The 22,979-nt window shown below is 54.4% G+C and carries 19 protein-coding genes; 8 read left to right on the forward strand and 11 right to left on the reverse strand.

The annotated features are described in order from the left end of the window. On the reverse strand, positions 1–4,301 hold a 4,301-nt coding region (locus A3849_RS02725), incomplete at its 3' end, for a hypothetical protein (RefSeq protein WP_074110073.1). 216 nt (positions 4,302–4,517) lie between these two features. Between A3849_RS02725 and A3849_RS02730 the strand changes: the two genes are divergently transcribed. Then, on the forward strand, positions 4,518–5,612 hold the full coding sequence (locus A3849_RS02730; protein WP_074110074.1) for a YheC/YheD family endospore coat-associated protein: 1,095 nt from the start codon (positions 4,518–4,520) through the stop codon (positions 5,610–5,612). A gap of 89 nt (positions 5,613–5,701) precedes the next feature. Beyond that, positions 5,702–6,493: an archaetidylserine decarboxylase gene (asd, locus tag A3849_RS02735; RefSeq protein WP_074110075.1), complete on the forward strand. Its 792-nt coding sequence runs from the start codon at positions 5,702–5,704 to the stop codon at positions 6,491–6,493. 180 nt (positions 6,494–6,673) lie between these two features. Here asd and gpmA read toward each other — a convergent pair whose 3' ends face one another. From gpmA to pdxR, 3 genes are all read right to left on the reverse strand, one after another. Next, complete coding sequence (gpmA, locus tag A3849_RS02740) at positions 6,674–7,423, reverse strand: 2,3-diphosphoglycerate-dependent phosphoglycerate mutase (RefSeq protein WP_074110076.1); 750 nt, start codon at positions 7,421–7,423, stop codon at positions 6,674–6,676. Between the two features lie 779 nt (positions 7,424–8,202). After that, on the reverse strand, positions 8,203–8,988 hold the full coding sequence (locus A3849_RS02745) for a helix-turn-helix domain-containing protein (protein WP_074110077.1): 786 nt from the start codon (positions 8,986–8,988) through the stop codon (positions 8,203–8,205). Between the two features lie 233 nt (positions 8,989–9,221). After that, positions 9,222–10,784, reverse strand: a complete 1,563-nt coding sequence (gene pdxR / locus A3849_RS02750) for a MocR-like pyridoxine biosynthesis transcription factor PdxR (protein ID WP_074110078.1) — start codon at positions 10,782–10,784, stop codon at positions 9,222–9,224. A 144-nt stretch (positions 10,785–10,928) separates the two neighbouring features. Here pdxR and A3849_RS02755 point away from each other — a divergent pair, with 144 nt between their 5' ends. The 4 genes from A3849_RS02755 (at position 10,929) to A3849_RS33285 (ending at position 13,802) form a co-directional block, all read left to right on the forward strand. Next, positions 10,929–11,543 (forward strand): pyridoxamine 5'-phosphate oxidase family protein, encoded by a 615-nt coding sequence (locus A3849_RS02755; protein WP_074110079.1) that lies wholly within the window; start codon positions 10,929–10,931, stop codon positions 11,541–11,543. Positions 11,544–11,602: 59 nt separating this feature from the next. Continuing rightward, a complete protein-coding gene (locus A3849_RS02760) occupies positions 11,603–12,127 on the forward strand; it encodes a hypothetical protein (RefSeq protein ID WP_074110080.1) in 525 nt (174 codons plus the stop codon). 107 nt (positions 12,128–12,234) lie between these two features. Next, the gene (locus A3849_RS02765) at positions 12,235–13,536 is read left to right on the forward strand and encodes an aminotransferase class I/II-fold pyridoxal phosphate-dependent enzyme (RefSeq protein ID WP_074110081.1); all 1,302 of its coding nucleotides are present in this window, start codon (positions 12,235–12,237) and stop codon (positions 13,534–13,536) included. Between the two features lie 155 nt (positions 13,537–13,691). Further along, positions 13,692–13,802 carry a YjcZ family sporulation protein gene (locus A3849_RS33285; RefSeq protein WP_208619449.1) on the forward strand — a complete coding sequence of 37 codons (111 nt, stop codon included), beginning with the start codon at positions 13,692–13,694 and terminating at the stop codon, positions 13,800–13,802. A 553-nt stretch (positions 13,803–14,355) separates the two neighbouring features. On the opposite strand, the gene A3849_RS02770 is transcribed toward A3849_RS33285, so the two are convergent. The 5 genes from A3849_RS02770 to A3849_RS02790 form a co-directional block, all read right to left on the reverse strand. Beyond that, complete coding sequence (locus A3849_RS02770; protein WP_074110082.1) at positions 14,356–15,573, reverse strand: ABC transporter permease; 1,218 nt, start codon at positions 15,571–15,573, stop codon at positions 14,356–14,358. Position 15,574: 1 nt separating this feature from the next. Next, a complete protein-coding gene (locus A3849_RS02775) occupies positions 15,575–16,321 on the reverse strand; it encodes an ABC transporter ATP-binding protein (protein ID WP_074084075.1) in 747 nt (248 codons plus the stop codon). After that, complete coding sequence (locus A3849_RS02780; RefSeq protein WP_074110083.1) at positions 16,318–17,799, reverse strand: DEAD/DEAH box helicase; 1,482 nt, start codon at positions 17,797–17,799, stop codon at positions 16,318–16,320. The genes A3849_RS02775 and A3849_RS02780 overlap by 4 nt, the downstream gene beginning before the upstream one ends. 104 nt (positions 17,800–17,903) lie before the next feature. Further along, on the reverse strand, positions 17,904–18,680 hold the full coding sequence (locus tag A3849_RS02785) for an SDR family NAD(P)-dependent oxidoreductase (RefSeq protein WP_074110084.1): 777 nt from the start codon (positions 18,678–18,680) through the stop codon (positions 17,904–17,906). A gap of 27 nt (positions 18,681–18,707) precedes the next feature. Further along, the gene (locus A3849_RS02790) at positions 18,708–19,163 is read right to left on the reverse strand and encodes a chemotaxis protein CheX (RefSeq protein ID WP_074084072.1); all 456 of its coding nucleotides are present in this window, start codon (positions 19,161–19,163) and stop codon (positions 18,708–18,710) included. Positions 19,164–19,506: 343 nt separating this feature from the next. On the opposite strand from A3849_RS02790, the gene A3849_RS02795 reads away from it, so the two are divergent. Together A3849_RS02795 and A3849_RS02800 are read left to right on the forward strand one after the other, a co-directional pair. Continuing rightward, the gene (locus tag A3849_RS02795; RefSeq protein ID WP_074110085.1) at positions 19,507–20,409 is read left to right on the forward strand and encodes a LysR family transcriptional regulator; all 903 of its coding nucleotides are present in this window, start codon (positions 19,507–19,509) and stop codon (positions 20,407–20,409) included. Positions 20,410–20,539: 130 nt separating this feature from the next. After that, positions 20,540–21,352 (forward strand): histidinol-phosphatase, encoded by an 813-nt coding sequence (locus A3849_RS02800; RefSeq protein ID WP_074110086.1) that lies wholly within the window; start codon positions 20,540–20,542, stop codon positions 21,350–21,352. Between the two features lie 100 nt (positions 21,353–21,452). On the opposite strand, the gene A3849_RS02805 is transcribed toward A3849_RS02800, so the two are convergent. Beyond that, positions 21,453–22,190 carry an NADPH-dependent oxidoreductase gene (locus tag A3849_RS02805; RefSeq protein ID WP_256700635.1) on the reverse strand — a complete coding sequence of 246 codons (738 nt, stop codon included), beginning with the start codon at positions 22,188–22,190 and terminating at the stop codon, positions 21,453–21,455. Positions 22,191–22,430: 240 nt separating this feature from the next. Further along, positions 22,431–22,973, reverse strand: coding sequence for a GNAT family N-acetyltransferase (locus A3849_RS02810; protein WP_074110088.1), 543 nt, complete (start codon positions 22,971–22,973; stop codon positions 22,431–22,433). Positions 22,974–22,979: the final 6 nt, after the last annotated feature.

The following is a 22,979-nucleotide window of genomic DNA, read 5'->3' on the forward strand; positions in this document are numbered from 1 at the left end:
CTGCGGACTTCTTCCGCCAAATGCCCAAGCTTGATGATGCCGTTGCCCAAATGGCGCTCCTCCAGCGTTCCATCCGCCAGATGCCCGCCGTAGATGCTCTGCGGCTGCAGATGCTGCGATCCCACCGCGCCTGTCGTTAGCTTATTGCCGCCAATACTGCCGTCCGGCAGCAGCTCCGCGCTGCGGACTTCTTCCGCCAAATGCCCAAGCTTGATGATGCCGTTGCCCAAATGGCGCTCCTCCAGCGTTCCATCCGCCAGATGCCCGCCGTAGATGCTCTGCGGCTGCAGATGCTGCGATCCCACCGCGCCTGCCGTTAGCTTATTGCAGCCAATACTGCCGTCCGGCAGCAGCTCCGCGCTGCGGACTTCATCCGCCAGATGCTCAAGCTTGATGATCCCGCTACCCAAATGACGCTCCTCCAGCGTTCCATCCGCCAGATGTTCACCTTGGATGCTCTGCGGCTGCAGATGCTGCGTACCTACCGCACCTACCGCCAGTTTGCTCTCTCCAATGCTGCCGTCCGGCAGCAGCTCCGCACTGTGGACTTCCTCCGCCAGATGCTCAAGCTTGATGATCCCGCTGCCCAAATGACGCTCCTCCAGCGTTCCATCCGCCAGATGCCTGCCGTAGATGCTCTGCGGCTGCAAGTGATGCGATCCCACTGCCCCTGCCGCCAGCTTGCTTCTTCCAATACTGCCGTCCGGCAACAGCTCCGCACTGTGGACTTCATCCGCCAGATGCTCAAGCTTGATGATGCCGCTGCCCAAATGACGCTCCTCCAGCGTTCCGTCCGCCAGATGTTCACCTTGGATGCTCTGCGGCTGCAGATGCTGCGTACCTACCGCACCTACCGCCAGCTTGCTCTCTCCAATACTGCCGTCCGGCAGCAGCTCCGCACTGTGGACTTCCTCCGCCAGATGCTCAAGCTTGATGATCCCGCTGCCCAAATGACGTTCCTCCAGCGTTCCATCTGCCAGATGTTCGCCTTGAATGCTCCGGGCTTGCAGATGCTGCGTACCTACTGCACCTGCCGCCAGCTTACTTCTTCCAATGCTGCCGTCCGGCAGCAGCTCCGCACTGTGGACTTCATCTGCCAGATGCTCAAGCTTGATGATGCCGCTGCCCAAATGGCGTTCTTCCAGCGTTCCATCCGCGAGATGTTCGCCTTGGATGCTCTGCCGCTGCAGATGCTGCGAACTTACCGCACCTTCCGCCAGTTTGCTTCCGCCTACGCTGCCGTCCGGCAGCAGCTCCGCGCTCAGCGTCTCGGCAGCCAGATGAGCCAACTGGATGCTGCCGGCACGGATATGGCGGCTATCCACCGCATCCGCTGCCAAATGCCCTCCCAATACGCTGCCGGAAGCCAGCTGAGACGAACCTACTGCGCCTGCCGCCAGCTTGCTTCCGCCCACGCTGCCGTCCGGCAGCAGCGCTGCACTACGGGACTCATCTGCAAGATGTTCAAGCTTGATCAGACCTGGACGCAAATGCCGTTCCTGCAGTATTCCGTCTACAAGATGCTCACCATAAATGCTTTCCTGCTGGAGATTCAGCGAACTCACCGCACCAGCGGCCAGCTTCCCATTTCCAATACTGCCATCCGGCAGCAATTCAGAGGTCAGTGTTTCCTTGGCCAGATGTTCAAGCCGGATGCTGCCGGAGCGGATATGGCGGCTGTCTACCGCGTCCGTTGTCAAATGATCTGCATACACACTGCCTGTAGCCAGATGGAATGCCGCTACCGAGCCCTCGGCCAGTTTGGAACCGCTGATGCTTCCATCCGGAAGGATGTCTGCACTGCGTGTCTCTTCCGCCAGATGCGCCAGGGTAATCTCTCCGTCTCGAATATGCTGTCCCTCTACCGCTCCCGGCGCCAGATGCCCGGCCCCTATACTTCCAGAGGCCAGATGGTAGGACCCCACAGCACCCGCTGCCAGCTTCTCACCGCCAATACTGCCGTCCGGCAAAATCTGGCCGCTGCGGACTTCTTCAGCAAGATGCGCTAAGGTGATACCGCCTTGCCCGATATGCTTTCCTTCCACTGAAGCTTCCGCCAAATGGCTGCCTGCCACACTACTGGGTGCGAGGTGGCGGGATGAGACTGCACCTTCTATCAGCTTAGCTCCGCTGATGCTGCCATCCTGGATCTGAATAGACGAGATGGAGCTCGGGCCGATATGTCCATTACCGATGGACATCGGCCGAATATGTGCCCCGCTAACACTCCCCGGCGCAAGATGTCTTCCCTGCACAGCGGCGTCACTGACTGCACCAGAGCCAACCGCCCCCGCACTCAAGTGCTCTGCCTGAACTGCTGATGCCGCCAGCTTCGCAGCTTCCACACTGCCATCCGCCAGCTTCATTGCTGTAACTGCCAGATCGCCCAGCTTATCGGTTGAGACACTTTCCGGCGACAGCTTCAATGACGTGACGGCATGATCAGCTAAATGATGCGGCTGAACGATACCGGCAGAGAGATGGACCTCCTTCACCGCGCCGGTTGCCAGCTTCTCACCCACTACCGAACCTGGCTGCAGGGCAGAGGAGGTTACACTGTTGTCCCCAAGATGTCTGCGCTCTACAGCCCCCGGTGCCAAGTGCTCGGCATCCACAACGGCCCGCTGCAATACACGACCGCTGACACTGGCATCTGCCAGATTTTTTTCCTCTACCGTACAAAAAGCAATATGTTCCCCGCTGACGGCTTCCCGCGCAATTGCGTTGCCGTTAACAGCACCCGGAGCCAGCTTGGCGGCAATGACGCTACCATCCGCCAATTTGTCCGGGGTGATGCTATGCGGGCGCAGATGCTCTCCGTCAACCGATCCAGAAGCCAGCTGTTCCCCCGTAACTGCCCCATCTGCCAGATGGCTCGTGAGTACCGATTGTTCCTGCAGCTGCACAGACCCGACGGATTCCGCCGCCAGATGGGAGTGCTCGACAGACTCACGCTGCAGATGGATCGAAGCAACTGCCTGCATGGCAAGCTGCGGCCCCCGTACCGCAGATTTGGCGATGTGCCGTGTCGTTACCGCTTCATCAGCCAGCTTATGGGCAAGGATGCTCTGATCCGCTATTTTGGAAGAGGTAACTGCCTGCTCCACAAGCTGAACTGTTCCAACTGCCCCTTCCGCCAGCTTCACAAAAGAAATACTGCGGTCCGCCAAATGCCTGCTGGCAATCTCCCCGTCGGCAATATGGCTGCCATTCACACTTTCCGGGCTTAAGTGCTGTCCCCGTACGGCCTCCTTGCCAATCTGGCGTGGACCTACCGCTCCATCGGCAAGGTGACCGCTGTCGATGATCCCGGACTGGAGCTGCTCTTTGCCGATCAAACGGCTAGCAAGCTGTTCCGGCCCTATGGCTCCCGGAGCCAGATGCTTCGCTGTAATGGCGCCGCCGCTGATATGGCGGCTCTCAATAACGGCGTCCCCCAGCTTATCCCCGCTGATCTCTCCGTCAGCTATTTTGTCCCCCGTTACCGCTTCGTCCGCCAGCTTGGAACGGTCAACGCTCCCGTTCGCCAGATGCCGGCTGACGATGGTGCTGCTCAGAATTTTCTCGCCCGTCACTGCTCCATCTTCAAGCAGGTCAGCCGTAATAATGCAGTCGCTAAGATGGCGGCTTGTAATGGCCTGATCGGCAATTTGACCTCCGCCGATGATCCGGTCGGCCAGCTTTTCCGGACCAATACTGCCATTCTTAAGTTTTTCGCCGCCGATGGAATGATCCAACAGCTTGCCGCCGCTGATACTTCCTTCTGCCAAATGCTCACCCGTTACGGATTCTGGGGCCAGCTTAGAGGAAGTTACTGCCTTGTCCGCGATATTGATGCTCTGCACGGCATAATCCTGCAGCCAGGGCGTTCCGATGATGCCGAATTTCAGCTTGGACCCGTCAATGGTCCGGGGGGCGATTTTGCTTCCGGTAACGGCAGCGTCGGACAAATCATCCGTATATACAGGCTGCAGGCGTTCTTTTTCCACCACCGGCAGCACGGCTTCAGGAGTCAACGGCAAAGGCTCAGCAGCCGAAACTGGAGGTTCCGCCACCTGTTCCTGAGGCTCTTGCTGATCAAGAACGGCAGATTCCACGGAATCCTCCGCTGCAAGCGTATCTACCCCGCTAACCTTCAAAGTTGTACTCCCGGTATCCGGCACTTCGCTTCCGGAGGTGTCTGTAACCTCCTGTATCTTGGGACTGCTTCCCAGCATGCTGAGTTCCTTCATATTCGGATTGTCCACAATATAGAGCGGTTTTTTGGAACTGCGGTGCTGATTTTTCCTGGAGCTCTTCACAAGCAGTCTCCTCCTTCCATCTATTGTTTCTCCTTGGCATCATATGCAGCGCACTAGGCGGATGACACCCGTTTACACCAAGCCTGTAAATTCTGCCCTCCCCAAAAAAGGGCATCTGCCACCGCACATTCGTCCACCCTAAAGGGCGAGTACACACATACAATGACACAGGAAGAGGAACTGCCGGAACTATAGAAGATAACGGGAGGAACGAACATGGGGCAAAAGCTCGTGGGAATACTGCTAAATGCCGCTATGCACCGGGGCGTTCCCCGGCAAAAAACGGGACAGGAGTCGCTGAAAAGCTACGAGGAAGCCGCCGCTGCATACGGGTTGGCCCCCTGCTTCCTGAAACTGTCCGACATCGATACGAAAACCGGCTACAGCATTGCCTACATGAAGCATACTAGGGGCTACAGGAGAGTGGTCATTCCAACGCCGGACGTCATTCACAACCGGGCTATCTACGACCCGGGCAGCCAGGGGATCGACAGACTGCTGGGCAGTGGCGTACTGGTATATAATACATGCAACCGCTATGGCAAAGATCAGATCCACGGACTGCTGGAGCAGAATGCCAGACTGCGCGGACTTCTGCCCGCCACCTCAGCCGGTCTATCCGGACTGAAAGAGATGATGTCCCGCTACTCCGACCTTATTCTCAAGCCTTGCCGCGGAAGTATCGGTCAAGGCGTAATGCGCCTGACGCGGAGTAGTCCAGAATTGTGGAACTGGAGTTATCTGCCCTTCGGCTCCCGCAACTGGGTCAGCACCCAGATTAATCAGGATGCACTGCCCAGAGCCCTGCGGATGCGTCTGGCCTCCGCCCCTTACCTGGTTCAGGAACGCATCCCGCTGGCAGAGATTGGGGGCCGTCCGTTTGATCTGCGTGTCACGGTGCAGCGTGGGTGGGGCGGGGAATGGCAGGTCACCGGACTATTCGCCAAACGGGCGGCGCCGGGGGGCTTCGTCTCCAACATTGCCCGGGGAGGAGAAGCACTTGACTCTTCATATGCACTGGAGCAGGCATTTTCCGGGCAAGCGGCGGCAGGTATCCGCATGTCCGTTCTGGCTTACAGCCTCAGCATTGCACACGAGCTGGCGCGGAACCTGCCCGGACTGGCAGACATCGGGCTGGACATGGGCGTCACGGAAAAAGGCCGGGTCTATTTCATCGAATGTAACGGCCGTGATCAGCGCTACGGCTTCCGCAAAGCCGGGCTGACCGGGGCATGGAAGGAGAGCTACCGGAAGCCGATAGCCTATGCGCGATATCTGCTTGACCATCCTTCACAGTACATCAGTTATTGATTTGTCTCTTATTCTATGTCAATATAATGCAGAGCGGAAACGGTCCTGGACCCAGGGCCGTGCTGCTGCATGATGGAAGGGAGATACTCATGGTAAAACAATTGCTGCGGCTGATGACCGAGTTGTCCTCGCACAGATGGCTTTCCCGGTTGATGGGGGCTTTTTCCCATAGCAGACTCAGCCGTTATTTGATCCCGGTATTTATTCGGACTTATCATATTCCCGCTTCTGAAGCAGAGAAGCCTTCCGGGGAATACCTTACACTTAATGAATTTTTCAGCCGTCATCTCAAATCCGGCATGCGTCCGGTTGCCAGCGGCGAGAATGCCGTAGCCAGTCCGGTAGATGCGCTGATTACCGCCATGGGCGAGATTCATTCTGGAACCATAATGAATGTAAAAGGTCAGGATTATGAACTGGAGGAGCTTTTGAACCACTCCCCGCACCTGGAGCTGTACAAAAAAGGCTTTTTCTTCGTGCTGTACTTAAGCCCAACGGATTATCACCGGATTCATGCCCCCCTTACCGGGCGCAAAGTCGAGAGTGAGCATATCCGCGGGAGAGCATACCCTGTCAATGAATTCGGGATGACACATATGAAGGGTGTACTGAGCCGCAATGAACGGCTGATTACTTATATCGCCGGAGCAAACGGTGAAACCGCAGTAGTGAAGGTCGGTGCGATGAATGTCAGCAGTATCCATTATGCGGATGAGGCGGCCGATGCCTGGGAGATCGGCGACGACCTGGCCTATTTCGAATTCGGCTCTACCGTGGTACTGCTCCTCGAGAACGGCAGCTTCACCCCCCGATCTGGACTTGCCAGCGGAACCAAGGTGAAGATGGGCGAACTGCTGGGCGAGCTGCAGCGCCCGGTGTAGGGGAACCTAAGGAGAAACGGATACGCCTCATAATAGACCGGCATCCGTTTCAGCGAGAAATAGAAGGATTATTAAGCGTATAGTGTGAATAAATTCTTATATTTTAACCAAAGGCAGCAGGCCTCCGGAACAATCGGAAAGACCTGCTGCCTTTTTAGTTGAACATCTATATCAGACAGATTATTCCGTCACCTTGCTCTGATTCGCCACATCGCGGGCCTTTTGCTGAACTTCCTCCGGCTCCCCGAGATAAAAGCGGCTAATCGGTTTCACGTTATCATCCAGCTTGTAGACCAGAGGGACTCCTGTCGGAACATTCAGATCCAGCAAGGCTTTCTCGTCAATATCCTCCATGAATTTGATCAAGGCCCGCAGCGTATTGCCATGCGCCGAGATCAGCACCCGTTCCTTCTTGCGGACCAGCGGCACAATACGATTGCTCCAGAAATCACCGACGCGGTGCACGGTATCCTCCAGGCTCTCACCGCGGGGAATATCGCCGGGGCGGACCTCCTTGTAGCGGATATCGTTCCGGGCATAACGCGGATCATCCGGCTCCAGCATCGGAGGACGGACAGACAGGCTGCGCCGCCAGATATGCAGCTGCTCTTCGCCGTATTTTACCGCAGTTTCGCTCTTGCTCAGCCCCTGCAGCGCGCCGTAATGACGCTCATTCAGCTTCCAGGACTTCTGCACGGGAATCCACAACAGGTCCATCTCATCCAGGACATAGTTAAGTGTCTTGATCGAACGTTTCAGCACAGATGCAAAGGCCAGGTCGAAAGTATAGCCCGCCTCCTTCAGGAGCTTGCCGGCTGCTTTGGCCTCTTCTATCCCCTTCTCTGTCAGATCGGGGTCGCTCCAGCCTGTGAACAGATTCTGGCGGTTGTACTCGCTCTCGCCATGGCGTATCAACACGATTTCGTACATATTCTCTCTCCTCCAGCCTGTAGTTTCTTTATCGTTCTATCTATACTCATCATAGGCCTCCTGAACGGGTTGTTCAAGACTTACGCTCTTTATCCTTATCCCCCGGCCCAGATGCCCTAATACATGCAAACCTTCAAACCTCCTGAAAGAACAAAATCACCCTAACGGGTGAATCCAGCATCTCATTGCCGCAGGTAACGGCATTGCTCACAAATGAGAGGTATTTCTACCTCTCATTCTGCCCGCTAGCCCGTTTACAGTGAGATCAGAGGTATTTCTACCTCCCATTTCGCCCGCTAGCCCGTTTATGGCGAGATCAGAGGTATTTCTACCTCTCATTCTGCCCGCTAGCCCGTTTACGGTGTGATCAGAGGTATTTCTACCTCTCATTCTGCCCGCTAGCCCGTTTACGGTGTGATCAGAGGTATTTCTACCTCTCATTCTGCCCACTAGCCCGTTTACGGCCAGATCAGAGGTATTTCCTCTTAGGCCCGTTTAGTTCATTTCGTTTCCTCCGGCCTGTTTCTTCATGTTTATCCCTCTCACTTTCAATCGGAGTGATCCACCGTTTTTCCACAGTATAATTTCCTAATATAATCAAAAAGACCGGAAGCCCTGTTCGGCCCCGGTTCCCTTCGTTGATCTGGATAAGCTACTATTTTAGGACAAATGATCAAAACCAATGATCCGAAGCTGCCACACTGCTATTCTTCAATCGTCTCCTGTGGTTGCAGACATTTCTGCTTCACCCGGCCGAAAATATGTAAACAAACAGGGGATCAGCGGATCTCGGACGGACTTTTGCCGGTGTGCTGCTTGAACTGGCGGCTGAAAAAGAAAATATCGCGGTAACCCAGCGCATCCGCCACCTCGGTTACGTTCATTCCGGCATACAGCAGAAGATGCTGTGCCCGCTCAATTCGGGTGCGGATCACGTAGGACTGGACAGAAGAGCCGGTAATCTCCTTGAACTTGATCGAAAAATAACGCGGGGACAGCCCGGCACGCGCCGCCAGATCCTCCACCCGGTGTACCGCTCCGGGATGCTGGCTGACATAGTTGGCTACCTCATGAATGACCTCAGCCAATTGGTTACTTACATGACGTTCCACCGGCATCACCTGATCCTCACGGAGCAGATGGATCATCAGCTGCTTCAGAATCAGTTGGCCTTCCTCCTCTGCCGCAAAGGTCTTGACGAGAAACAGGCGGACATACCGCGCCAGCAAATGCTCGAACTCCACCGTCTCGGACAGTTCACGGTAAGGCTCGGGAATATCTGTCACACTCTCAGTCACATCAAAATGAATGTATGTAAGCACAAGCGGCTTCTGCGGATTATGGGTCGCGCTGGTATGATCCCCCGGACGGAACAGGAAGCAGCTCCCCTTCCCCACCTGATAAGGGACTCCTCTGCGCACTACCGTGCCTTCCCCGCTCCAGACATAGAACAAATCATAATTTTGCAGCGGCTTCTCTCTTTTTTGCCATTTCCAGCCCGGTTCGCAGACAATCTTCGCCAGGGCCGGCAGGATCACAAAAGAGGACGGCGATGCATGCAACATAATGTTCCCTCCTAAAAGTTTGTGAGCTCAACTTCCTGAATACGCTTCGTACAAACTCGCTTCGGAAGCATTATCTTAAGTTTTGCGGAATTCTACTTCTTCGAGATCACTTTGCAGCAAAACTCACTTCGGAAGCATCATCTAAAAGTTTGTGAGCTCTACTTCCTGAATATGCTTCGTACAAACTCGCTTCGGAAGCATCCTAACCGTTCCATACTTCCCATAATACCTTGTCACATTCGATTTTGCACATCCTCCCAGGCCAGCAGCAGACGGTTGACCCCATTCTCGAGCTGTGCACTATCCAAATGGGCAAAAGAAAAGCAGGCCGCCGGAACGCCCGGTGCAGCCTGGTACAACGCTGCGTCCCGGAAATCCGTGCCGCGCCTAAGCGCAGCCGCCCGGAAGGCGGCGAATTCCGCTCTGCTGCGCCGCCAGCGCGCGTAGATATGCAGCCCCGCATCGCCGGGCAGCAGCTCAAACAGCAGACCGAGCCGCTCGGACAGCAGCGAGCGGAGGCGCCGGGCACGCTCGCCATAGAGGCGCGTCATCCGCCGCAGATGCCGGCTGTAGCCGCCGGTCTGCATGAAGCGCGCCAGAGCACGCTGCTCCAATTGGCCGCCCGGAAGCGGCTCATACAGCGCCTTGGCGGCGGTCACCGGCCGGATCAGCAAGGGCGGGAGCACGGCATAGCCCAGCCGCAGGCTGGAGAACATGCTGTTTGAGAATGAGCCCAGGTAAACGACCCGCTCTTCACGGTCGAGTGCCTTCAGCGGTTCTATGGGCCGCCCGCCCCAGCGGAATTCACTGTCGTAATCGTCCTCCACTATCAGCGCTTCCTGCCGCCGCGCCCATTCCAGCAGACGGCGCCGCCGGTCGAGCGGCAGCACGGCGCCAGTGGGGAACTGGCGGCTTGGGGTAACGAACAGCAGCCGGGCCGCCCATTCCTGCGGCACCAGCCCGCTCCCGTCCACCTTACCCAGCAGCAGCTTCCCGCCTGAGATTTCCACAGCTCTGCGGATGCCGTGAAATCCGGGGTCCTCGGCAACAGCGGGGCTTCCCGGCTCCAGCAGGAGCTGCGTCAGAAGGACGATACCCTGCATCGATCCGTTGAACAGGACAATTTGCTCCGCCTCTGCCCGGATGCCGCGCGTCACTCGGAGATGGGCGGCAATTGCCAGCCGCAGGCTTTCTTCGCCCTGGGGAGGGCAGTAGCCTTCCATCCTCCCGCCGCTTTTGCCGCCAGCATATTTCAGTGCGCTCCGCCACTCCTCATAAGGAAAGTACTCCATGAGCATCCCCCGGCTGCGAAAGCTGACGAAGTTCTCTTCCTCTTGTTCATAGATGAGAACATTCCTCTCCATAAGGCGTTGTCCCCAGCCGGATAGTGGTATTCCGGTTTTATCACAAGCTGCTCCCACATCTGCAAATGCGCCCGTAACCGCATCCGTTGAACCTTCTGACCCAGCAAAAGCCGATGCCGCAGCTACAGCACCTTCAATTTCCTGAACCGCCCCCACCCGTTCCTGCTCCACGGGTTCAAAGCTGTCATTGGCGACATAGGTGCCCCGGCCGGTCTCCGTCCGGATGTAGCCGTCAGCCAGCAGCATGTCGTACACCTGCGATGCCGAGCCGCGTGAGATCTGGTACAGCTCCGCCAGCTTCCGGGTGGATGGAAGCCGGGTTCCACCCGGAAGAGTCCCGCCAAGAATAGCCGCGCGGAGCGCATGGTATAAGGCCAGATACTTGTAGCGGTGAACCTGCAAATACTGGTCATAAGGCAACGTGAAATTCATGTCCCCACCCTCTCCACATCAAAGTGGACTAATAAAATTAATGTAAACCGGTCCTTTTTTATTGTCAATTCTTCTTCTATTCTAAGATGACCGCTTAACCCGGAGCGTAGGGCTCCGCCATTATTGAGAAAAGGATGTGCCGATATGCGCAGAAAAGAATTTCAGGTAGAGCAGGAAGAGGAGCTGGCCGTTTTTCTAAACGGAATGAGCTTTGGTTTTCTCGGGACCAGTGATGAGAAGGGGTTGCCGCGTGTAACGCCGCTCAACTTTGTCTATATGGAGGGAAACTTCTATTTCCATGGAAGTCACGCCGGAGGCAAAATGAAGAGCATCCGCCACAATCAGCGGGTATGCTTCACGGTTGCCGACGAATATGCCATCATTCCTTCCTATTTCAGCGATCCTGAGCTTGCCTGCCCTGCCACCGCCTATTTCAAAAGCGTAACGGCTTACGGACAAGCGGAGCTTGTAGAAGACGCTGCCGAAAAAGCAGCCGTGCTTACTCTTTTTATGCAAAAGCTCCAGCCGGAAGGAGGCTATGCCCCGATTGATGCCGAAGACCCCAGATACCGCCCAGCCCTGAAGGGTGTTGCCGTTGTGCGGATCGTTCCCGAAGAAGTAACCGCCAAATTCAAATTCGGCCAGAATCTGAAGGAAGATGCAAGGAATGCCGTTACTCAGGGGCTTCAGGACAGAAACGGGGCACGTGATGCCGAAACCATCGCCATGATGGAAAAATACTGCCCCTACCACTCCTGAGTGGTAGAATATAGCTGTTATCTATTTGAATATTTCATGGTAGATTGGCGGGATGGAATTTGGAGTATCTGTACCACTACTATGATCAATCTGCCGGACCGTTTCGGAATTTATCAGACCTGGCACCCGAGGAAGCAGAGCATGTTCTTGCGGACATACGCCAGAAGAACAAAGGGTTTGCCAGCAAACGCTCAGCAGATTATCTCGATATCCGGCGCAGCCTGGAGCACAAGGCACGGGAGGCTTTTATTGCCAAAGGAGGCCACCCCGTCCGCCAGCAGCCCCACTATATGACCTTTGGAAGCTGTCCGTGGCTGCTGGAATGGTATCCTAACGGTATGGAGCTGAGGATTCCGGTAGACTGCTTTTCTCCTAACTGTATAAGCTTCACGTATGGCGATTTGTTTCCCACAATGAGAGTTCTGGACGGTAAGCCTTACCGGGGACAGGTATACCTGCTTACAGAGATCCGGGAAGTCATTTCACAATTCGGCTGGCCTCAGGAATGGAATGCCGGGGGAACCCATGGGCCAGAGCGCTATATCGAGGTTCAGGTCTGGGAGGATCCGCCACAAATATTTTAAAAGTAATGGAAATTGCCTCTTTCATCAGTGACGGCGGTGAATCACGGTGATATAATGTTAGGCAATGTTAACGTATATCCCAGAAGAATACCGGAAGGATGAAACCGATGAATCCACTGGCTGGACAATTGAATGACAGCATCAAGGCAGGCAATGAACATGTATACGATATGCTCTCCAATCTTGGCAAAGCGCTGTATTATCCCAAAGAGGGTATTCTGAGCCAATCCGCTGAAGCGGCCGCTCATGCCAAGAAATACAATGCAACCATTGGCATTGCCACTGAAAAAGGTGTACCTATGCACCTCGGCGTTATTCAGGATAAGCTCTCAGCTTACAGCCCCAAGGACTTGTATGGTTATGCTCCGCCAGCAGGCAAACCGGAGCTGCGTACCGTATGGCGCGAGAAAATGCTTCGCGAGACACCGTCGCTTGAAGGCAAGTCCTTCGGTAACCCTATCGTTACCAATGCCCTGACCCACGGGCTCAGCATCGTTGCCGACCTGTTCGCCGATCAAGGCGATGCGATCATCTATCCGGACAAAAACTGGGAGAATTACGAGCTGACCTTCGGCGTGCGCCGTCTCAGCGATACCGTCACCTATCCGCTTTTCACTGAAGATATGAGCTTCAACAGCGAGGGACTGCTCGATGCACTGCTGGCCCAGAAGGACCGCGGCAAAGCCATTGTGCTGCTCAACTTCCCGAACAACCCTACAGGCTATACTCCGGGCATCAAGGAAGGCGAAGCGATCGTGGCTTCTATTCTGCGCGCTGCAGAAGAAGGCATCAATGTCGTGGTGGTCAGTGACGACGCTTATTTCGGTCTCTTTTTCGAAGATTCACTGAAGGAGTCCCTCTTCGGCCGTCTGGCTAATCTGCATCCGCGTGTACTCGCTGTGAAGATTGACGGAGCGACCAAAGAGGAGTTTGTCTGGGGCTTCCGCGTCGGTTTCATCACTTTTGCTTCAGACAGCAAGGAAGTGCTCGCTGCCCTGGAACAAAAGACGATGGGGATTATCCGCGCCACCATTTCCAGTGGACCGCATCCTTCGCAGACCTTTGTGCTGGACGCGCTCAAGTCGCCTAAATTTGCGGATCAGAAGGAAGAGAAGTTCCAGATCATGAAGGGCCGTGCCAATAAAGTGAAGGCACTGCTGGACAGCGGCAAATACGGCGACGAGGTCTGGACCTACTATCCTTTCAACTCCGGATACTTCATGTGCCTGAAGCTGCATACTGTTCACGCTGATGCCCTGCGTCTGCACCTGATCCATAACTATGGATTGGGCACGATTGCCCTGGGTGAGACCGATCTGCGCGTGGCCTTCTCCTGTATTGAAGAAGATCAGCTTGAGGATCTGTTCGACATGGTCTATTCCGGAATCCGCGATCTGGAAAAAGCCTGATTGACCAAGTTTTGACCATAGGAGTCAGCCCCGGCGTACCGGGGCTGACTTTTTTTTGCAGGCGGTTATGGCATTGGCCTATACACGTTGTTCCCTTCACACATACAATACGGTGTACTCAAGTACAACAACTCACACGCGAAAGGGGAATGAACATGAGCGAAGAAGTTAGAGGCGGATATGGACACCCTATGTTTACAAGCACTGGTGCAATTCTGGTTCTCTTTATCCTGCTGGTCATCATCAGCCGTTCACTCTTTGTCTAACCGGGAATAACCATCCCGGGAGGGAGCCCCGGCTCTCTCCCGTCCTACCTGCGCTGTACTCCATTCCCTGCTCCATGCGGAAGTAAAGATGGAATTCTCAATTCCAGATGTACCTCTAGATAGTCTTGTGATTCATGATTTTAGAAAAGACGCCTTGAGCGGAGCTAATGCTCCTGCCAAGGCGTCTTTTTCAGATATAGAATGATACTGCTTGAACTGGAGACTTGAAAGCCATGACGAAAACAATGAAGCTCCTTAGGAATTAAAGGTAGAGCTGGAGCTGGAGCTGGAGCTGGAGTTGAAGTTAAAGTTAGAGCTGAAGTTAGAGCTGAAGTTACGTGGAAAAGTAGACCTAAATCGGCTGCAACCCTGGATTCAGAAGGTTTAATGGGATTTCGTCCATCTAATTCACACATAATCATCCAATATATCCTTTTTCAGCAGAATTAATGATCCTTTTTCCAACACAAGATATTCCATGGGCCAAATGAGCTCATGTAGTGATCCTTTTTCCATATGGAATAATAAACCGCTCATCAAGCTCCCAAGTTCACTAGATGTCGTCGTCCTCCTGCGCAGTTTTGCGGGAAGCACGGGTTTTGAAGAGATAGGCCAGCAGCCCGCCGGCAAGAAAGGTGCCGATTACAGGCAGTGGACGCTCTACAACCGTGCTCAGGAATGGCAGACCGGTCAGCACAGCCAGCAGCAGATGCGCGCGGAAAATGAACTGGATTGTACTGCGTGCCTTGCTGCCCTCCGGCAGAGGATAGACGGTAAGCCAGAACGACTCACTGTGCAGCTTGCGGAGCGCTGACAGCTGCACACCCATGATGAACAGGAAAAACAGATAAATGCCGCTTCCCACGTAGCTGCCCCGGTTCCACCAGACCAGCAGCAGCGACAGAACTGCAATTCGCAGCACAATGCCGAAGATGTCGCCCCGGGCGAAGCTTTTGGTCAGCAGGAAGCGGTAAGCGGTATTACGCCGCCATGAGATGCCCCCGCCCCATTTAGACAAGTAACGCCGGGTATATACCCGCTGCTCCCGCCCCGGCACATCCACGAACCAGCCCAGAATCATCAGCGCTATCGCCCCCTGATTGCGTTCGGTAGCAATGAGGCGTTCCCAGGGAACGGAGTGCCGTCCGGGAACCGCCAGCGCCGCCAGATAGGCTGCGGCCAGAATTACAATGAAGATCAGTGCACGCAGAGAGGGCTGCCACAGCCATGCGGCAATCATCAGCCCAGTGACTGCCCAGCGCAGCAGGTTATACCCAATAGATGCCGGACGGGACAACATGGTAAGCTCCCGCCACAGGCCAAAGCTTGCCAGCAGCTTCACCAGGATCAGGACAACAAGTGTGGCAAGCAGCATTTGATGAGAATCATCCGTGCGTATGTAGAGGGGCCACAGTGTAATCAGCACGAAGGCCAGCCGCAGAATCTTCCAGACATTCCCGGCAACCCAGGCTGGAGCGAAATATTCCTTCATCCGGTGCCCCTGCGGCAGCAAAAAGATGGTGTCAGGACTCTGCAGATAGGTCCTGAAGCTGCTATGGGCTACCGCAGGCAGAAGGAGAATCAGCATGATCCAACGGATTGGAATACCTGCCGGAATATCACGGAGTAGTGAAGTATACCAGGCCGAGAAGATAATTAACACCAGCAGGAACAGCATGGCTACACCGCTCTGAATGATATAACCCATGTAAGGAATCAGGCTCCCGGTGAACCGGCTGCGCCGCTGCCGGCGCAGCTCCTTCAAATCCATATCATTTCCCTCCTTGAACCAATTCGTAGAACAGCTGCTCCAGATTCAATCCCTGCAGCCCGGCAGCCGCGGTCATTTCCGCAAGCGTACCCTCCGCGATCACCTGGCCGCGGTGCAGGACAATGAAGCGGTCGCAGTAATTCTCGATGGTGGAGAGAATATGGGAGCTTAGCAGAATGGAAGCCCCGGATTTCTTCAGGTCCAGCATGAAATCGAGCAGGGAGCGGATGCCCAGCGGATCCAGCCCCAGAAAGGGCTCGTCAATCACATACAGTGCCGGACGCGCCACGAAAGCGCACATAATCATGACCTTCTGCTTCATGCCCTTGGATAAATGCGAGGAGAGGGTATCCATCTTGTCTTCCATATTAAAGAGTGCGGCCAGCTGGCTGCTGCGGGATTCATAATCGCTGCGGTCCACACCGTAAGCCCTGGCGGTAAATTCGACATGCTCTCGGACCGTCATTTCCTCATAGAGCAGCGGCGACTCCGGCACAAAAGACAGCGCTCCATGATAGGCTTCCGGATCACTGCTCCGGGTCTTGCCCTGGACGGTGATCTCGCCTTTATGCGGTGACATCAGGCCCAGAATATGCTTCATCGTCGTGCTTTTGCCTGCTCCGTTCAATCCAATCAGCCCGACCATTTCTCCAGGCTGCACCTGAAGGCCGATATCATGAAGCACCGGCTTGTTCAGGCTGTATCCTCCGCTTAAGCCCGTAATTTGCAATACGGGGGCAGTATTCATTGACCGTCACCTCTCGGGGTTTTGTCTTTCAGCCATTTGGGCGCTCCCTTATTCTTGCGGTTCTTCTCGCGCTCTGCACTGCTGCGCGCCTTGCTTGCAGGAGCGCCGCTCCGGGCCCCTGCGGCGGAACCCGGGCTGCGGCGCTGCTGCTCGCGCCGCTCATCGAAGCCCGCTGCCGTACCCGGCTGCGGTGCTTGTGCCCCGGCTGCGGAGGCCGCGCCTCCCGCTGCCGAAGTCCGCACCTTCGGCTTGCTGCTGCGCGCCGCAAAGCCGTCCGCGCGCGGGCTGCTGCCCTCGCGGCGTCCCGAATCCGTCCCGCCGCGGTACTCGCTGCGGGCCTCATCGGCGGCGCGTACCTTGCCGCCTACCATTTCCTTCTCCTCCAGCTGGATGTCCAGCTCCTTGGCGAATTTACGCATGATGAACGTCTGCTGCTCCGTGACGATCGTTACGGATAGGCCGCGGCGTCCCATGCGGCCTGTCCGCCCGGCCCGGTGCACATAGTGCTCCGAGTCGAAGGCCGGATCGAAGCTGACGACCAGCGTCAGATTCTCAATATCCAGACCCCGGGCGGCTACGTCGCTGGCCACCAGCACACGGAATTTGCCGTCACGGAAGCGGGCCAGCACATTGCTGCGCGTCACCTTATCCGCATCGCCGTATAATGCGGCTGCCGTCAGACCCAGGTGGTTCAGCTTCGCAGTCACCTCAGCGATATCGTCGGTGGCATTGACGAACACAATCGCCCGATCCGGGTTGTAATGGCGGATCACACGGCGCAGCATATCTATTTTATTACGTTCCTCACTGACCACGTAGTGATGCTCAAGGCTCTGCGCGGTCATGACGCCCGGATCAATGCCAACTTCAGCCGGGTTCTTCATCTCCCGTGCTGCAAGTGCCTTCGTCTCCGGCCCGATCGTCGCGGACAGCATGACCAATTGACGCGTACGCAGCGCGCTGCTAACGATCTTCGCCACCTCGCCTGCTCCGCTGAGCTGGAACATCTGGTCCGCTTCATCGATGACAATCGTGGTCACCTCATGCATCTTCAGCTTACGCAGACCAATCAGCTCCCGGATGCGTCCGGGAGTACCCACAACAAGCTGCGGATGCTCACGCAGCTTATCAATCTGGCGCTTAATCGCTGCACCTCCGATCAGACCCATCACCTTGATGCCGCGATGAGCCCCATAACGTTCTGCCTCGCGGAGAATCTGCATCGCCAGCTCCTGAGTAGGTGCCAGCACCAGCTTCTGCATCCCTTTCTGCTCAGGATTAATTTCCTGGAGCAGCGGCAGCAGGTACGCCAGCGTCTTACCGGTTCCTGTCTGGGATGCGGCAAGCACATCTCTTCCCTCCAGCAGCAGGGGAATGGTCTGCTCCTGAACAGGGGATGGATCTTGAATGCCGAATTCCGACAATCGGGCAACGAGGTCTTCCTGGATCCCGATGGCGGCAAAAGAAGCTTTATTCATAATTGTAATTCATCCTTTTCGTTTGAGATAATATGTTCATTATATGCCAAAAAGGCCTCTCCACCAAATGGAAGGCCGTTTGATCCATTCTAAAGCCATTGATATTATTTCCGGTTCATCATATTGTAGGTAAGCTTGTCCGCCAGACGGGGAAAAAGACCATAGAGGCGGATACCCAACGCCGCGAAGCCGGGAAGATCAATCTCTTCCTTCCCTTTCTCGATCAGCTTTACCATCTTCTTGGCCACATGTTCGGGTGTCATCATAATCCGGGCGACACTTTTCTCATAGCTGCCGGAAGGATCAGCAGTACGGAAGAATTCCGTGGCAATCGGGCCCGGATTAACTGCCGAGACGATGATCCCCTGCTGGCGCAGCTCCTGGCGCAACGCGTTCGTAAAGCCCAGCACAGCGTGTTTGGTTGCACTATAAGCAACGGACCGTGCCGTGCCGATTTTGCCGGCCATCGACGCCACATTAACAATCTGTCCGCTTCCCCGTTCCAGCATATGCGGGACTACAGCCTTGGTGCACCGTACGATGCCCATGTAATTCACATCCATCATCTCATCGAATTCACGGGACTCCATCTCGGTGAATGAAGCGAATTTTCCATAGCCGGCATTATTCAACAAAACATCAATTCTTCCATGTGTGCTTAGGATGTCCGCAAAGGTCTTCACTACCTGCTCCTCATCGGTAACATCACAGATATACAGGCCAAAAACACCCTGGATACCGGCCGCAGTTTCTTTCAGCTTGTCCTCCGAACGGGCCAGCAGGATAGGCACAGCCCCACGTTTGCTGAGCATCTGGGCTGTCAACGCTCCAATCCCGCTCGAAGCTCCTGTAATAACAACCACCTTGTCTTGTAATACCATGAATGAAGTTCAGCTCCAATTGTCCGACTAAGAGATCATTACCTGAATATCAAGCTCTCCGATACCTTCCATCAAGAGCGGAATGCTCAGCGCTTTACGCGGCATTACCGACATGCCGTCTGTCTTCATCAGCTTTGGCGGAGTAATATCAACGGCTACCCCCTGATTCGACAAAATGGTGCTGGCGTTGCCGCTAATCATGTTGCCCAGTTCCGAAATCGCACTCTGGCCCATCTCGTCCATCTCCGTAATCACATAGCCACCCATCATGGCCGACACGATCTTGAGCGCTACCTGTTCAGCGATTCCAAAAATAATGTTCCCGCTCAATTGACCTGTCATTCCCACCTGTATCCATATATGATTATCAATCAGTTCAATGTCCTTTATGCCCAGATTACCGGTGGATGGCGAGACCTGTATCACCTGTTCAATTACAATTCTTGCAGATTCTAAAAACGGATTGATTACTTCTGCTTTCATGAAAGTGCTGTCCCCCCTCTACCAGGCTTTAGTCTTGTACCAAAAGTCCTAAGTAATAATGATTTATTATACTTCATATATCGGTATTATTCACCAAAAATTAATGGTCTTGTCGAAGGAATTATGAAGATAGTTTTCCGGGCAACATTGCCCTGCCGGAGGTTATCTCCTATAATTTAATCAAATGCCGACATCCGGCGTAAGATAAGGTATAGAAAAGCCAGCACCATCCATATTCATAACCCTATTCCATAAGAGGACTCCCGCGTCCTGTGAAGAACATTTTTTATTATCCTATAAATAAAAGGCGGCATCCATCATCAGGCCGAAAGGGGGTACGTCCATGAATATCAGCCAGCTAGAGACGCTGATTACCATCTCCAAAACCATGAGCTTCCGTAAGGCGGGGGAACTACTCAATTTGACCCAGCCGGCGGTATCGGCGCAGATCAAAAGCCTTGAAGAAGAGTTCAAAACCCAGCTCGTAGACCGGAACCAGCCGGTAACTCTGACTGACAGGGGACAGGTATTTCTCTCACACGCGGAACAGATTGTAAGCATCGTCGATGAGCTTAAGCAGCGCCTTGCAGATTTGGATGAGAATCCCCAGGGGCATATTATACTCGGTACGACCACCTCAATCGCCATTCAGATTCTGCCGCGGATCCTTTCTTATTTTCAGGACCAGTTCCCGCATATCAAAACTTCCATTTCGTCCATGTCGTCGTCACAAATTTATCAGCATGTGGAGAACGGCCTGGTGGATGTCGGTATCGGCTACTTGATCGGTAGAAGTCCGGGAATGACTACCTCTGTACTCTACTATGACACCTTTGAATTGGTGGTTTCTCCCCGTCATCCTCTCGCGCAGGTCAAAACAGCCGGGATTGAAGCGCTGCGCAATACCCCGCTCATCCTGCTCTCACCGGATACAGTCGGCCGGAGATTCGCGGATGATGTGTTCGCCAAGCATGGCATCCAGCCGCAGGTTATTATGGAGCTGACCAGCAGTGAAGAAGTCAAACGGATGGTGGAGCTGGATCTCGGCGCGGCGGTAATTTCCAAGCAGTCAGTATCGGCTGAGGTTCGTAATGGTACCCTTAAGATCGTCCCGATTATTGAACTTGAGGTCACTCATCCTGTAGGCGTGATTACAAAATCAGGGAAATACGTCAATTCTGCGATGCGGCAGTTTCTAAGTGACCTCAAGGGGATGCCGGAAGCTCAATTTATCGGTTCAGAGTGAGCCCGCAATGTGAAGGTATTCTGAATACATTGCAAATGCTCCGGACACCCGATAAAATCCCCCAGCGAAGTGAAGACTATACTTCTAAAGCTTACTTCCGCTAATTTTGGCCTAAGGAGATGTTCTATCCATGAAATTCGACCTGCATACCCATCATTTCCGCTGCGGCCATGCTGACGGAACGATCAGGGATTATATTGAAGCCGGAATTGCCGCTGGGCTCGAAGTGATTGGCATTTCTGACCATACCCCTTACTTCGGTAGTCCGTCAGAGCAGGCTTTTCCCCATATTGCCATGGCCAAATCCGAACTAGCGCATTATGTAGAAGAGGTACTGGACCTGCAAAAAGAATACGCAGGCACCATTGATGTTCTGCTAGGCATCGAATCGGACTACTTCCCAGAACATGCTGAGCTGTACCGCCGTACCTTGTCGGCGTATCCGTTTGATCACATCATCGGCTCGGTGCACAATGTAGACGGGGTGAGCATTTTCAATAAAGGCCGCTGGAAAGGCCTGGACCTGAAAGGGAAGGTTGCCAGCAAGGCTGAGTATTACCGGCTGATTACCGCTTCCGCACGCAGCGGAATGTTCCAGATCCTCGGTCACATTGATGCCATGAAGGGCAATTTTCCACAGTTCTCGGATATCCCCGCAACTGCTGAAATCGATGAATGCCTGCGCGTAATCGGGGAATGCGGCATCGCTATTGAGATCAACACCTCTGGAAGCACCAAGCTATGCGGCGGATGGTACCCCTCGGATGATATCCTGTCGCGCGCGCTGCATTACGGCGTAGAAGTCACCTTCGGCTCCGATGCCCATAAGCCTTCCCGCGTCGCTGATCAGCATGAAGTTGTGGTGGCCAGGCTTAAAGAAATCGGGTTCGATCATTGGGTATACTTCAAGCAAAAAGGGAAAATATCCGTGCCGCTCCAATAGTTCAACATACAGTTTATGCTACAGCTACAAAAAATGCACCCAGCCTTGAACATGATGGACGACTGCTGCCGTCTATCGTGAGAGGCTGTGGTGCATTTTGTTATTGGGTCAGATTACCGCAGTTGAAACCCTGCTGCTTCAGTGTATGCTGTGCATCTCCATATTGTGGATTGAGGGTGTAGAAGTGAGCTATAGTGCTGCTCCAATCCCTCTCCGTCAATCCCTGGGAATTCAGGAACTTACGGTGGGTCAGATTGTATTCTTCAATCAGGCCCTTCACCTCCGGATTGTACCGCTCCTCATGAAGAACAGCTTCCATGGGTAGCCTTGGCTTCTTCGGCAGCTCCCCGGCAGGGTAGCCGACACACAACCCGACAATCGGGAATACATATTCCGGCAGTTGCAGAAGCTCTATCACCTCCGCTGTATGACGGCGGACTCCGCCGATCGGGATGATACCAAGCCCCAGCGACTCCGCTGCAGCAATGGCATTGGATAAGGCAATGCCCACATCCGTAGCCCCTACTAGCAGAGCATCCACATCCCTTGCGGCCTCAAAAGGTTGTCCTTCCAGCGCACTAGCCACCTTAGCCCGGTAAAAATCCATGCAAAACACTAAAAATACCGGCGCTTCCGCCACATGCTTTTGATTCCCGCTCAGCACCGAAAGCTGCTTGCGGCGCTCTTCGCTCCGCACGGCAATGATGGATACCTGTTGACCGTGAACCCAGGACGGGGCTGCCTGGGCGGCTTCAATAATGGTTTTTAGCTTCTCCGGCTCCACAGGCTGTTCATGATACTGCCGGAAGGAGCGGTGGTTCATTAATGTTCGGATCACTTCGTTCAAAGGATGATAACCTCCTGGTCTATTACTGCTGTATAAAGACCATCATATCCTAATTGTCCGGGAGGCCGCCAGTCATGACCAGCTACTCGATTTTCCCGATAACGGTGTAAAGGAGAATCAGCACAAAAAAATGGACCCGAATCATCGGGTCCCAACAGCATTTATATTTTCAAAAGGGGGTCATGTAATTAGTTTAACCGGACACTGTTAGAGTTTCATAACGGCATTATTTCATTTGTGTAACAATGTGAATACTTTCATTACATCCCCCGAACTGCCCGGCATAGGCAGGATTCGCTCCAGAGTTAGCCCGTTCTTGATCATGACGCGCTCGGACCTGAGGTTGTCGCCACGGCAGCGTCCCTCGATCTTCATAACTCCCAACTCCTGAAAGGCGTAATCCAGCAGCAGCCCGACCGCTTCAGTGGCAAGTCCCTGCCCCCACCATAACGGATTCAGCATATAGCCAAGGACAGCCTTGTTCTCATAACGGTTCCAGTTCTGCAGGGAGGCTGTTCCAATCAGTTCGTGCCGTCCTCTGACATAAATCCCGGCATGAAGTGCGCAAGGGTCAAAGGCATACAGCATCCGGGTCACCAGCTTCTCCAGATAGGTATGCGGTGAACTGTCCCCATGGCGCAGCAGAATATGAGGCTTCACTTCCGGATGCATCAGCAGCGTACTCAGCACCCCGGCATCGGTGGATGGCATCGTCCTTAGTTCAACCTTTTCACCTTGCCGTACCATGGATAATACCGTATCGAAAGTGCTCATGGGCTT

The organism is Paenibacillus sp. P46E, from assembly GCF_001909095.1.
GTDB lineage: Bacteria > Bacillota > Bacilli > Paenibacillales > Paenibacillaceae > Paenibacillus_AQ > Paenibacillus_AQ helianthi.

Coding starts and splice junctions, on each gene's coding strand:
- A3849_RS02730 (WP_074110074.1), top strand. CDS start 4,518: ATGGGGCAAAAGCTCGTGGGAATACTGCTAAATGCCGCTATGCACCGG.
- asd (WP_074110075.1), top strand. CDS start 5,702: ATGGTAAAACAATTGCTGCGGCTGATGACCGAGTTGTCCTCGCACAGA.
- gpmA (WP_074110076.1), bottom strand. CDS start 7,423: ATGTACGAAATCGTGTTGATACGCCATGGCGAGAGCGAGTACAACCGC.
- A3849_RS02745 (WP_074110077.1), bottom strand. CDS start 8,988: ATGTTGCATGCATCGCCGTCCTCTTTTGTGATCCTGCCGGCCCTGGCG.
- pdxR (WP_074110078.1), bottom strand. CDS start 10,784: ATGAATTTCACGTTGCCTTATGACCAGTATTTGCAGGTTCACCGCTAC.
- A3849_RS02755 (WP_074110079.1), top strand. CDS start 10,929: ATGCGCAGAAAAGAATTTCAGGTAGAGCAGGAAGAGGAGCTGGCCGTT.
- A3849_RS02765 (WP_074110081.1), top strand. CDS start 12,235: ATGAATCCACTGGCTGGACAATTGAATGACAGCATCAAGGCAGGCAAT.
- A3849_RS33285 (WP_208619449.1), top strand. CDS start 13,692: ATGAGCGAAGAAGTTAGAGGCGGATATGGACACCCTATGTTTACAAGC.
- A3849_RS02770 (WP_074110082.1), bottom strand. CDS start 15,573: ATGGATTTGAAGGAGCTGCGCCGGCAGCGGCGCAGCCGGTTCACCGGG.
- A3849_RS02775 (WP_074084075.1), bottom strand. CDS start 16,321: ATGAATACTGCCCCCGTATTGCAAATTACGGGCTTAAGCGGAGGATAC.
- A3849_RS02780 (WP_074110083.1), bottom strand. CDS start 17,799: ATGAATAAAGCTTCTTTTGCCGCCATCGGGATCCAGGAAGACCTCGTT.
- A3849_RS02785 (WP_074110084.1), bottom strand. CDS start 18,680: ATGGTATTACAAGACAAGGTGGTTGTTATTACAGGAGCTTCGAGCGGG.
- A3849_RS02790 (WP_074084072.1), bottom strand. CDS start 19,163: ATGAAAGCAGAAGTAATCAATCCGTTTTTAGAATCTGCAAGAATTGTA.
- A3849_RS02795 (WP_074110085.1), top strand. CDS start 19,507: ATGAATATCAGCCAGCTAGAGACGCTGATTACCATCTCCAAAACCATG.
- A3849_RS02800 (WP_074110086.1), top strand. CDS start 20,540: ATGAAATTCGACCTGCATACCCATCATTTCCGCTGCGGCCATGCTGAC.
- A3849_RS02810 (WP_074110088.1), bottom strand. CDS start 22,973: ATGAGCACTTTCGATACGGTATTATCCATGGTACGGCAAGGTGAAAAG.